7 protein-coding genes and 2 pseudogenes are annotated in these 12251 nt (G+C 65.7%); 3 read left to right on the forward strand and 6 right to left on the reverse strand.

What is annotated here, in order from left to right; genetic code table 11:
- Positions 1-80 precede the first annotated feature (80 nt).
- Positions 81-1400, reverse strand: a complete 1320-nt coding sequence (locus AAHM40_RS15025; protein WP_342245361.1) for a Na+/H+ antiporter family protein — start codon at positions 1398-1400, stop codon at positions 81-83.
- A 460-nt stretch (positions 1401-1860) separates the two neighbouring features.
- Here AAHM40_RS15025 and AAHM40_RS27290 point away from each other — a divergent pair.
- Positions 1861-2928 (forward strand): annotated as a pseudogene (locus AAHM40_RS27290) (PDC sensor domain-containing protein); the annotation flags it as partial.
- Positions 2929-3264: 336 nt separating this feature from the next.
- A pseudogene (locus AAHM40_RS27295) lies at positions 3265-3786 on the forward strand (methyl-accepting chemotaxis protein); the annotation flags it as partial.
- 152 nt (positions 3787-3938) lie between these two features.
- On the opposite strand, the gene tssA reads toward AAHM40_RS27295, so the two are convergent.
- The 5 genes from tssA to AAHM40_RS15055 form a co-directional block, all read right to left on the reverse strand.
- Positions 3939-5015, reverse strand: coding sequence for a type VI secretion system protein TssA (tssA, locus tag AAHM40_RS15035; RefSeq protein ID WP_342245363.1), 1077 nt, complete (start codon positions 5013-5015; stop codon positions 3939-3941).
- Entirely contained in the window at positions 5012-8833 is a 3822-nt protein-coding gene (locus tag AAHM40_RS15040) for a type VI secretion system protein (protein WP_342245364.1), read from the reverse strand. Before AAHM40_RS15040 ends, tssA begins: the two co-directional genes overlap by 4 nt.
- A complete protein-coding gene (locus AAHM40_RS15045) occupies positions 8830-9600 on the reverse strand; it encodes a DotU family type IV/VI secretion system protein (protein WP_342245365.1) in 771 nt (256 codons plus the stop codon). The genes AAHM40_RS15040 and AAHM40_RS15045 overlap by 4 nt, the downstream gene beginning before the upstream one ends.
- 22 nt (positions 9601-9622) lie before the next feature.
- Positions 9623-10957, reverse strand: coding sequence for a type VI secretion system baseplate subunit TssK (gene tssK / locus AAHM40_RS15050; protein WP_342245366.1), 1335 nt, complete (start codon positions 10955-10957; stop codon positions 9623-9625).
- A gap of 63 nt (positions 10958-11020) precedes the next feature.
- Positions 11021-11494 carry a type VI secretion protein gene (locus AAHM40_RS15055; protein WP_342245367.1) on the reverse strand — a complete coding sequence of 158 codons (474 nt, stop codon included), beginning with the start codon at positions 11492-11494 and terminating at the stop codon, positions 11021-11023.
- 207 nt (positions 11495-11701) lie between these two features.
- Here AAHM40_RS15055 and tssB point away from each other — a divergent pair, with 207 nt between their 5' ends.
- The gene (gene tssB / locus AAHM40_RS15060) at positions 11702-12250 is read left to right on the forward strand and encodes a type VI secretion system contractile sheath small subunit (protein ID WP_342245368.1); all 549 of its coding nucleotides are present in this window, start codon (positions 11702-11704) and stop codon (positions 12248-12250) included.
- Position 12251: the final 1 nt, after the last annotated feature.

A 12251-nucleotide genomic window follows, 5' to 3' on the forward strand; every position in this document is an offset into this window, starting at 1 on the left:
TAATTTAAACCCCACCCCGCCGCGCACCTTAAATGACCACTGGGTCGAAATGATTAAGCGAACACTTGGGACGAGGCGCCTCAGAGCACCATCGCCGCGACCCAACCGAATGCCATCAGCGGCAGGTTGTAATGCAGGAAAGTGGGTACCACGGTGTCCCAGATATGGTTGTGCTGGCCGTCCACATTCAGGCCCGATGTCGGGCCCAGGGTCGAGTCGGACGCTGGCGAGCCGGCGTCACCCAGGGCGCCTGCAGTGCCGACGATGCTGACGATGGCCAGCGGGCTGAAGCCCAGTTGCACGCAGAGCGGCACGAAGATGGCCGCGATGATCGGCACGGTGGAGAAGGACGAGCCGATCCCCATGGTCACCAGCAGTCCCACCAGCAGCATCAGCAACGCGCCCAGCGCCTTGCTGTGGCCAATCCAGCCGGCCGAGGCATCCACCAGGGTTTCCACCTGGCCGGTTTCGCGCATCACCTCGGCGAAGCCCGAAGCGGCGATCATGATGAAGCCGATCATGGCCATCATCTTCATGCCCTCGGTGAACAGGTCGTCCGCCTCTTTCCAGCGCACCACGCCCGACAGCGAGAAGATCACGAAGCCCAGCAGCGCGCCGATGATCATCGAGTCGAGCCACAGCTGCACCACGAAGGCGACCAGGATGGCCACCCCCGCCACACCGAGGCTCAGCGGGTTATAGGCAACGCTCACCTGCTCGGTCCGGGCGATGCGCTCCAGGTCATAGACGCGCTCGCCGCGGTAACTGACGAACACCGCGATGAGAAGACCGGCGACCATGCCCAGGGCCGGTATCAGCATCGCGTGGGTGACATTCACACCGGTAACGTCGACGCCACTTTTCACCACATTCGCCAGCAGAATCTCGTTCAGGAAGATGTTGCCGAAACCCACCGGCAAAAACATGTACGGCGTGATCAGGCCGAAGGTGATCACGCAGGCAACCAGCCGACGGTCGATGGACAGGCGCGTCAACACATAAAGAAGCGGCGGCACCAGCAGCGGAATGAATGCAATGTGGATCGGCAGGATGTTCTGCGAGGAAATCGCCACGCACAGCAGGAGTGCGACCAGCAGCCATTTCAGTGCATTACCGCCGTTGGCTTCCTGCCGGCCCACCAGGGCCAGGGCCTTGTCCGCCAGGGCGTGGGCCAGGCCGGAACGGGCGATGGCCACGGCGAACGCGCCCAACAGTGCGTAGGACAATGCCACGGTGGCACCGCCCCCCAGCCCCTTGTTGAAGGCCGCCAGAGAACCTTCGATTCCCAGGCCACCGACCGTTCCACCCACTAGGGCACCCACGATCAGGGCCACCACCACGTGCACCCGGCACAGGCTGAGAACCAACATGATCCCCACCGCCGCCACTACCGCATTCATAGCCTCTCCTCAGGTTCCGGGGCCAAGCCAACCGCGGGTTCGCCGCGAAAAAAAGCGCGCACTCTGCCCAAACCGGCCACATCTGTCAAAAGCGTTCGGAATATTGTGCGGAGTGTGCATAATTCTTGCCTGCAAATTGCGCCCTCGTGCATTCCGCACGGCTAATCGTCGTCTACGCGTCAAGAAATCGCCTGTCGCGCCGATATCGAATGAAGTTCCGACGAGTCAGAAGGAAGTCCCAATGCCGTTCAATCACCTGTCCATCCAGTGGAAGATCACCTTGCTGGCCGGCATTTGCCTGCTGGCCATCGTGACCTTGCTGGTCGGTTCGTCCCTGTATCAGTCCAAACGCAGCGCCAGCCTGGTGAAGGCCGACAGCAGCCAGATGCTCGACCAGAGCGCGCGACTGCGCCTGCAGGCCCGTGCGGAGCTTCAGGCCATCCGCATCCAGCGCTACTTCATGGACAACTATCAGTACGGCAAGGGTTTCTCGCGCCAAGTCCTGTTCCTCAAGGAACAGGCGGAAAAGCGCTTCCTCGACGCCTTCGACCTGCGCGAAGACCTGACCCGTCAGGTGCGTACCAGCCTGGAAGCCAACCCGGAAATCCTCGGCCTCTACCTCGTCTTCGAACCCAATGCCCTGGACGGCAAGGACGAACTCTTCGTTGACCAGGCCGAGCTCGGCAGCAACGACAAGGGCCGGTTCTCCCTCTACTGGGCACAACCGACTCCCGGCAAGCTGGAATCCGAATCCATGACCGAGGAACTGCTCGCCGACAGCAGTGCCGGTCCCAGTGGCGCCCCCTACAACGCCTGGTACACCTGTCCGATCAAGACCGGACAAGCCTGCGTACTGGACCCCTACTTCGATAACGTCGGCGACCGCCAGGTGCTGATGACCAGCATCGCCTTCCCCCTGCAACTGAACGGCAAGACCGTGGGTGTCATGGGCCTGGACATCAGCCTGGAAAGCCTGCAGCAACTGAGCGTGTCTGGTAACCGCGAGCTGTACGACGGCAATGGACATGTCAGCATCCTCAGCCCGGCGGGCCTGCTCGCCGGCCACAGCCGCGACGTCAGCCTGCTCAGCGCCAACCTCGACAAGGCCTTTGGCGAAAAGGCCAGCGAGCTGGCCGGCAACCTCCAGGCCGGCACGGCCGTGGAAATGCAGCACGACGGCATGCTGCGCGTGATGCAGCCCTTCAAGCCGATCCCCACCGCTGCCCCCTGGAGTGTGCTGCTGGAAGTGCCGGAGAAGGTCCTGTTGACCCCTGCGCTGGAGCTGAGCACCAAGCTCGATGCGCAGAACCACACAGCCAACCTCACCGGCCTGCTGATTGGTCTGGTCGCGGGCGTCGTCGGCCTGCTGCTGGTGTGGCTGACCGCCCGTGGCGTGACCCGGCCGATCCAGGGCGTGGCCAGCATGCTCAAAGACATCGCCAGCGGCGAAGGTGACCTGACCCGCCGCCTCGACTACGCCCGCCAGGACGAACTGGGTGAACTGGCCGGCTGGTTCAACCGCTTCCTCGACAAGCTGCAGCCGATCATCGCCGACGTGAAACGCTCGGTGCAGGACGCCCGAAGTACCGCCGACCAGTCCGCCGCCATCGCCAGCCAGACCAGCGCCGGCATGCAGCAGCAGTACCGCGAAGTCGACCAGGTGGCCACCGCCTCCCACGAGATGAGCGCCACCGCCCAGGACGTCGCCCGCAGCGCCGCTCAGGCCGCCGAAGCCGCCCGTGGCGCCGACCACGCCACCCGAGAGGGCCTTGGGGTGATCGGCAAGACCACCAGCGCCATCGAGCAACTGGCCAGCGAGATGAGCGCGGCCATGGAAGAAGTGCAAAGCCTGGCCAGCAGCAGCGAGCAGATCGGCTCGGTGTTGGAAGTGATCCGAGCCATCGCCGAGCAGACCAACCTGCTGGCGCTCAACGCTGCCATCGAGGCCGCCCGCGCCGGTGAGGCTGGCCGAGGCTTCGCCGTGGTGGCCGACGAGGTACGCAACCTGGCCAAGCGCACCCAGGACTCGGTGGAAGAAATTCGCCAGGTGATCGAAGGCCTGCAGCACGGCACCCGCGAGGTGGTCGGCTCGATGCACAGCAGCCACCGCCAGGCCCAGGGCAGCGTCGAGCAAGTGGAACAGGCGGTGGTAGCGCTGCAGCGCATCGGCGACGCGGTGACGGTGATCAGCGACATGAACCTGCAGATCGCCTCGGCAGCCGAGGAACAAAGCGCGGTGGCCGAGGAGATCAACCGCAACGTGGCGGCGATCCGCGACGTCACCGAATCCCTCTCCGGGCAGGCCGAGGAATCCGCCCAGGTCAGCCAGGCCCTCAACCGCCTGGCCAACCACCAGCAAGGACTGATGGATCAGTTTCGCGCCTGACGGTCTTCACCCTTTCCCGCACGCGGGAGAGGGTACTGTCCGAGCACCGGGCGCTTTTCTGAAGGGGCGATTTCAATCGCCAAGCGGACTGAGGGTTCGCTCTTCGGCCTCGAAGAGGGCAACTCTCCTGCCCTTGGCCAATGAATTCGCCCCTATTTCAGCACGCCCAGCAGCTTCCACAGGCGGCGGGATTCGGCATCCGCCGTGATCAACTCGTCCAGCAGGCTACTTAGCGGCTGGTTGCCCCATTCCACTGCACGGCGGATCACGTAGGGCACAGGGCTGTGGGGTTCGGTGCGGGCCAGATAATCAGCAATCAGCGCCAGTTGTCGGTAGGCGTCTTCGCGGCTGACAGGCATACCGTTGAAGATGGGTGGCGCCTCCGCGCCAATGGGGTCAGGCTCGGGCACGACTTCGGGAGCCGGCAACTCGGCGGCCGGAGTCTGGGATTGCATGGGAATGAACTCCTGCATGAGCGTGTGGATGGCGTTCAGGGTCTGGTGCAGGGGGGCGAAGCTGGGGGCCAGTTCGCCGAGCCAGCCATCGCACCAGGCGCCCAGACGACCCAGCTCGGTCAGGCTCGCCTCCGCGCCCTGGTGAACGCGCACGAAGCTGGCGGTGGACAATTGCCGGAGTGCCTCGTTGAGCTTGCGCTGCTCCAGTCGGGCGGCCTCGGCGGCCACCTTGTCCGCCTTGCTATCGCTGGCCTGTACCTGGCGCTGCTGGAGTTGCTGCCAACCGTGCAACGTCAGGTGGGCGAGGTCGGTCTGTTCGGCGCCGAACAGCGCACAGCGAGTCAGGACGATCTCGCTGTAGCGGCGGACCAACCATTCCAGCGGCGCCACACGCCAGGAACGATCACCCTCCTCCGGCTTCGGGTGCAGGTCCTCCGGGTATCGTTCGCAGAGCCCGGCCAACAACCCCAGCGCAGGAGCCAGGCCGTCGAGTCCGCTGCGCAGGAGCCAGGCCTCGCCCAGCCAGGCCGCCAGCATCAGGTCCTTGCTGCGTTCGCGCAGCAGTTCGCTGGCCAGCCGTTCTACGGCGGCCCAGTCACCGCGCTTGAGGTCCGCCTGCCACACACCGGCCGGCAGGCTGGCATCGTCTTCCCGGCGCAGCTCCCGCAAACGGTCCCAGGCGGGGTCGTAACGCAGGCTCGGGCCGCAGGGATCGGTGCTGGAAATGGGGTCCAGCAGTTCGCTGGCCAGGGTATCGGTCATCGGCTGGTTCATGGCGTCGCCTCGGTGCTGACCAGGGAAGCGCTGTGGCGGTCGGTGAATGGCGAGCGCGGTGCCTTCACCGGCAACGGCTGGATCGACAGCGGCAGCTTGCCGCCCTGGGTCATCAGCGACAGGCGCATGAACATCAACGCCTGCTGGTTGCCACTGGGGGTACCGCGTACCGGCACCTGCAGGGTCAGCGGGAAATCGGTGTAGTCCATGCTCGGCTGACGCTGCAGCACCACATGGGCGCGCATCAGGCGCAACAGCGCCCAGGGACCGCGGTACTCCCAGCCCGCCTCCAGATCGGACACCGCCATGCTCGGCTGCAAGGGGTCGATGCTCGGCCGCTGGCTGCCGTCCTTGGCCCAGCGCAGCATCAGTTGCACGGGATCGCCGACGTTCCAATGCAGGCGCTGCGCTTCACCGGGGAAACCGATCTGCTTGTCGCCGGCATGCAGTCCCCAGGCGATCACCTGGTCCGCCCCGCGTTCGTCATCGCGGTCGGTACGCCAGCGCACGTCCAGTTCGACGCCGAGGGAACCGGACGGGTCGCGCAGGAACAGCGGGGCCAGCCAGCTACGCGCCTGTTTCAGACGCGCGAGGAAGTCCTCCGCGGCCGGACGATCACTGGCATTGCTCCATTTCAGCCCCTCTTCAGCCTGCGCCAGCCGGCTGTCGATCAGCTCCACCAGATGCTGCACCCGTGCGGGGTCGGCATCGTCGGCCTGGAGGCTGTAGGCGAAGGGGAAGCGGTCCGCGAGGTACTGGTTGAAGTAGTCCGCCAGGTCGTTCCAGGCCCGGGCGGCGCGCTGCTGCTGCAACTGGCTGCAGCGCTGCGAGGCCTGTTCGCGCAGTACGTGGGTGCGCCGGGCCAGGTCGCCGACACCGCTGGACAGGGTGGCGGTGGCCAGCACCTGGGTGCAGGAGCCCATGTCCATTTCGACGAAGTCGCGGCTGACCAGTTGCTCGAACAGCGCCGGTGAGCTGGTGGGGTTCTGCGCCTTGTACTTGGTCATTTCCTCGCTCAGTGCGGCCAGGCGCGCCACCCGATCCCGCTCGTAGGAGGGCAGCCCGGACTGTGCCTGGAGCCAGGTCAGCGCCGGCGCCGCTCCCTCACTGGTGGTGAGGATGACCGCGAACTGCTGGCCAAGGCTGTTCTTCAGGTCCTGCACATCGCTGGAGCGGAAGAGTTGCAGCCCGAGGTTGCGACCGCCGTCCCACTGGTTAATGTCGAAGCGCTGCGTAAACACCGGCAGGGCATCGATGCTGCGCAGGGCCGAATCGACATCCGCCATGGCCATGCGGGTCAGTTGGCTGCGCAATGCACCGGCAAGGTCGGTCCGATCAAGCTCCACCAGCGCTTCGAACACCTGGCCGGCCTGTTCCACCGGAACATCGAAGGCCTTGCTGGCACTGCCCGACGGGCGCGGATCGGAAGCGCTCAAACTGGCCCAGATGGCGCGCGTTGCAGCTTCACCGGCGGCCTTGAGCATACCTTCGCGATAGTCCGGCGGAATCTGTGCCAGCTCCTGGCCGACGAAGGCGTGATAGCTGTCGACGAAGCCCTGCGCCTGGGCCAGTGCCCGCGAATCGACGTGGCGAAGTGTGCGCAGATCGGGCTCCACGGCGTCCCGGCGCAAGGCCACCACGACGAAGTCGCGCTTGAGCAGTCCCTTGATCGCCTTGGACAGGGCACTGATGTGTTCCTGCAGCGTCAGCGTGCCTCCCGCCTGACGCTGCAACAGGTTGGAGCGGGTACCGATGCTGGCGATCCATTGCCCGTGGAAGCCCTTGCGCAGGCGGGCCGCCTCAGCCTCGAGGTTCTGCTCCACAGCAGGCCCCAGCAGGTTGCTCTGGCGCACGGTTTCCATGTGGTTGCGATAACCGGGCACCAGCTCCTCGCCGTTGCTGTGGCTCCAGGCCGAGTTGGTCAGGGCGATCAAATCTTCGAGGGTGTCGATCAGGCTGTTGATTTCTTCCAGCTCGGGCAGCGTATTGCCCTGCCCGCCCTGCAGGCTCTCGAGATGCACCTTGAGGTACCCGGCCGGGCGAACGAAGTTGTCGGCGAGGAAGTACTGCGTCAGCCAGAGCTTCATCAGCGCCTGGTACTGCTGACTCAGGGCCTGGCGCTGGGACTGCAGGTCGAGCGGCGCCAGGCCAGGCCCGCCCAACCCGCGCAAGACGCGCTCGTAATAGGCGCGGCGGCGCAGGTCGGCCGTGTTCAGGTCCAGCCCGAGCGCCATGTTGCCAAGCTGCGCCAGGGGTTCCAGTACGCCCTTGTCGCCGGACAGGACTTCGCTGAACAGGCGGTTCTGCTGCGCCAGGCTGGACGCGCCATAGGCCAGGTTGCGCGCCTTGACGTAGTTCGGCCAATCCTCGGGCTGCTCGCCTTCGACGCTAGTGCGCCGATCTCCCACGCGGATCGCCAGCAGCTTGTCCAGCTCCACTCGCTGCAATTCCCCCAGGGGGTGCATCGCTTCGCTGCGCGCCATGGAGCGGAGGACGCTGTCCATGCGTCCATCGAGGGAGGAGAACCAGGAGGTGGGATAGACCAGCGAGGAGAAATGCCAGCGCGGCGCGTCCTGCATCAATCGCCAGAAGCCCAGCAGGTTGCGCCGCGCCTGCTCCGCGCTGCGCGCCGGATCCATCAGTGCCACGTGGTTGTTCTGCGCAACCTGCAGCACGCGCGTCAGCTCGCGGGCGTCACGCTGGCCGTCATGCCATACCCAGAGCATGCCCAGCAACCAGAATGCGCCGACAACCGCCGCCGTGCCGGCGACCACCTGTTGCCAACGCTGGCGCAGACGCAGGATGCGCGGTACCGCTTGGGCCAGCCCTTGCTCGGCGAGGAAACGCTGGCGCCAGAGCGCACATGAAAACACCCCGCGCGCTGGCGGCAGGTCACGGGCCGAGAGCTCCCAGGGCTCGGCGTCGCTGGCGAAAGCCTGAGTCGAACTGAGATAGAGGCCCCGCAGGCGCGCCGCCTCACCCTGGGCATTGCCCTGGAACACGGGTTCGAGCAGCGCTCGCAAATTGCCGCGCAGGCCGTCCAGTTGGTCCGGCAAGCGGTAGAGGTCTTCGCCCAGTTCGCCCGTGAGCGCCCCTACTTCCAGGATCGACGCTTGCACGGCCTGCACTACCTGGTCCAGTGCGTCGTCAAGCCAGTAACCCTGCCAGCCGGCTTCCAGGGCATAGGGGGAGGACCAGCCCAGGGCACGCTCACGGCCCTCTTCCGGCAGCGCCGCCACCAGTTCCTGGAAACCCGGCAGCTCTTCCAGGCCGGTGACCAGCACATGTACCGGCAGGCTAAGCCCCAGTCGCTGCAGCATTTCGCCGAAGCGCCGGCGTACGGCAACGGCATCGATCGCCAGTTGGGCGTCATCCAGCAGGCGCGCCAGGGGGATGGTCCAGATAACGCCATCCAGCGGTCGCTGCCCACGCAGGCGCAGCAGCATTGCGAGCAAGCGGCGCCAGGCGAAGGCCGGCGCAGTGCCGCCCTCTTCCGGCAGGAACAGGCCCTGCGGCACCACCAGCAGCGAGCCATCCGGGTCGGCCCACCAGCGGCCGAACCAGGCCGGGCGGTCCGTCGGCTTCAGCTGCCAGTCAATGCAAAGCTGGCTGCCTTCTCGCGGGTCCCCCACCAGCAACAGCCAGGGTGTCAGGTAGCGGTCCTGGCTACCCTGGTCATGCTCCATCTTGCGCACGGCCGTGTAGAAACTGCGGATGGCCGTGCCGGACTGGGTGCGCAGCCACCAGAAAATCGCCACCAGGGCGAGCAGTAACAGCAGGATGGCCAGGACGATCAGGGCAATGGCGAAACCGCTCATTCCGCGCGCTCCTCGTCATCCAGCGTGGCGGCCAGATGAAGCACCGGCTCCAGCTCGGACTGGATATCGCTCCACAGCCAGTGCCCCACCGCGCTCAGCAGCAGCGAAAAGCCGAGGATCGCCAGTCCCAGGCGCAGTCCATCCAGCAGCGCCCGCCGCAATGGCAGACGCAATGGTGCCGCCTGCAGGGGCCGTTCCAGACTCTGCAGGGCACCCGCGATGGCGGGCTCGCGCTGCCAGGCAAAGGTGAACAGCGCTTGCCGCCAGCGTTCGTGCATGGCCTGCCCGCGCTCTCCGCGTAACTGCCCATGGAAACCGAGCAACAGGCATTCCAGGTAGACATTGGCCAGGTCGCGGGTAGCCGGCGCACGCTCCTTGAGCAAGCCTCGAATGGCCATGGGCAGGCGTTCGCCGGCGTTGCGCGAGCCATACAGACGGGCTTCCAGCGGCCGCCCCTGCCAGGCTGACTGGCCGGCCCAATTGCCGAACAACAAGGTCTCATCCAGCAACGCGACAAAGGCATAGACCACGGCCTTGACTTGAGCCGCCGCCGGCTCGCCGACACTGGCGAAGGCGCTGCGCCAGAGGCGGCGGACAATACGGGTGGCGGTCTCGGCGGTGCGCTCCACCAGTTGGCCGTCACTGTCGTCGGCGTCTTCCAGCTCGTCCCAGGCATCGCGCCATTCCAGCCAGGCCTGGCGGAACGCGAGGCTCAAAGGTGCCTCGCCGAACTCCGGTGGATACAGGGCCACACTCCTTTCCGGCATTTGCGCGTCCTTGGCTGGTCAATCAAGCGAATTCGTGTGCGTTGGCGACAAACAGCACCACCTGCCAGGGGCCCGCCAATGCCGCCTGGCCGGGCACCACGAGGCAGAGTTTCTGCTCGGGATCGAACCACTCGCCAGCCGCCTGGACCACGAATAGCCGGGTGTCCTCGCCCACGCTGTAAGAGACCTGCTCGGCGCGGCTCATGGACTGGTGCGCCAGACCGCTCATGCGCTGGCGTGCGAGGGTGGGCACATGCCCCTGGGACGCGATGATGGCCTGCCCCAGCCAGTGGAAGGCCGCCTGCTCGCCGGCACCGGCCGGCATGCGCAGGCCAATCACCAGGCGCTGGCGACGGGACTGGGTATCGGGTAGTTCGATGGCAAAGCCCTGCTCCACCTGCTCAAAGGCCAGGCAGCGATAACCGACCCGCACGCGGGTCAGGGCGTTCTCCAGCCAATCGAGCACTTCGTCATAGCCACGCTTGAGGTCGAGGAAGTCCAGGGAGGCAAAGGCCGGCACCCCCGCCACCGGGTCCAGCGCACACCAGGAACCCGCCATGCCCACCAGCAGGCCATGCAGGCGGTCCGGCGCGGCCACCCGGCTGTTCAACGCCGCCTCCACTTCCGGCAGGCGTGTCCATAGCGCGGCGAGCTGTCGCCGGACTTCGGTCATGTCGTCATGGTTACCGGCCTGTTCGGCCTGGCGCAGTCGGCCAGCGAGGAACAGGCACTTTTCCCGCGCACGGGCACACAGCGCGGCGACAGCGCGGCCGAGTGCGGATTCGGGAAGCACCCTTGGCGTCGGCGCCACGTAGGCCTGGCGGACAAAGCCACCCCCTTCCTTGGCGATGCGCAGCAGTGGCAGGCAGACCGAATCAGCACGGCCACTCTCGGTGACCAGGCGCGTCGCCGGTCGCCAGACCAGGATGGGCTCGGGATGTTCGCCGCTGGCCAGGTCCGGCACGGCTTCGCCCACCGCCGACTGCAGGCGCCCGCGCAGCGGCAACACCTGGCCCCCGCGACCGAGCGGGTTAACGGCGAGAAAGACGGTGACGCTGGACGTCGCGGATTGGGCGATGGCGGCGCTGACGTCCAGCTCCAGCGCGACACCTTCACCTGGCTTGACGCTGACGGGCAGGCCGTCGGGGAGAATGGCGTCGAGGGCCAGTACGCGTACCAGGCCGGCGCAGAGGGCGGCAGGATCGAGTTCGAGATGGGAAACGCCCCAGAACCAGGGATTGCCGGCTTGGGCGAAATGAGCGGCGAGCACTTCCGCACGCAACCCTTGCAGCTGGAAATGCTGGGGCAGCAACTGCATGCCCTCGTGCCAGCACACCGCGTCAGGCAGAACTTTCATACCACTCCCCTTCGACGTCCGACATTGTCGCGAGCTCGACGCCCTGATGTTCAGGGGCTTTCGTCAATGCTCGTTCTCGCTCAACAAGCGCATTTCCCTGCTATCGAACCGGAGCCAGGCACGACTCTGCTCATCCAGCCGGAGGCGGTGAGCACCGGGACTGTTATAGCCGGCGAAGACCAAAAGTCCAGCCGCGCTATCACCCGCCAGCGGGAACTCCTGTGCCTCCATGAACTGTCCGGGGACCAGCTCCAGACTCCAGACAGAGAACTGCTGGCGGTAATCACGGCGGTACTGCTCGCGATCGGTGAACCACTGCCGTGCGCTGATACCGGAAAGCACCTTGAGCAGTTCGGGGTCGCGCACCGCGATGAAGTCGACGGCGATGGGCGTGTCATCGTTGGCACGCTCGGCCACATCCAGCGTCAGCGCATCGAGCTGGACCCGTGGACCCAAGACATAAGAGCAGCCGCCCAGCGCAATCGCGGCGGCGAACAACACGGCTTTCGAAACGAAAATGAAACGTCCCTGCTTCATGGCGGTCGGACCCTGGTTTGCATTTGCAAATTTATAGACCTGTTCTAGCGTGTCTGAGTAGTTCGTCGGACTGACGAACACGAGGGATCGCCAAGGACAGGCTTGCGTGTAGTTCCCCCTGTCGCGTCGCGTGATCCAGCAAGGGAGTGCGATGACAGGACCCGTCCGATGCATTGCGCTCGTGGCAATGCACCGGAGCCCACCACCATGGCAGAAAGCACGCAGCACAAACTGGACCGGGTCCGCCCGCCCCGGGTACAGATCACCTACGACGTCGAAATCGGCGACGCCATCGAGAAGAAGGAACTGCCGCTGGTCGTCGGTATCCTCGCTGACCTTTCGGGCAAGCCCGACCAACCCCTTCCCAAGCTCGTCGAGCGACGTTTCACCGAAATCGACCGCGACAACTTCAATCAGGTGCTCGCCTCCATCGCGCCGCGCACCACTCTCCAGGTGGACAACACCATCACCGGTGACGGCAGCAAGCTCAATGTCGAGCTGCGCTTCAAGGACATGGACGATTTCGATCCGGTCAACATCGTCAAGCAGATCACCCCGCTACGCCGCCTGTTCGAGGCCCGCCAGCGCCTGCGCGACCTGCTCACCAAGCTGGACGGCAACGACGACCTGGACAAGCTGCTGCAGGAAGTGGTGAGCAACACCGAAGGCTTGCAGGAGATCAAGTCGGCTCGTCCCGAAGCCGAATCCGCCGCGCCCGAAGGCGAAGGCGACGCACCGGCCGAACCCCAGGCCTGAC

The organism is Pseudomonas sp. OTU5201, from assembly GCF_038440135.1.
Taxonomy (GTDB): Bacteria; Pseudomonadota; Gammaproteobacteria; order Pseudomonadales; family Pseudomonadaceae; genus Metapseudomonas; species Metapseudomonas resinovorans.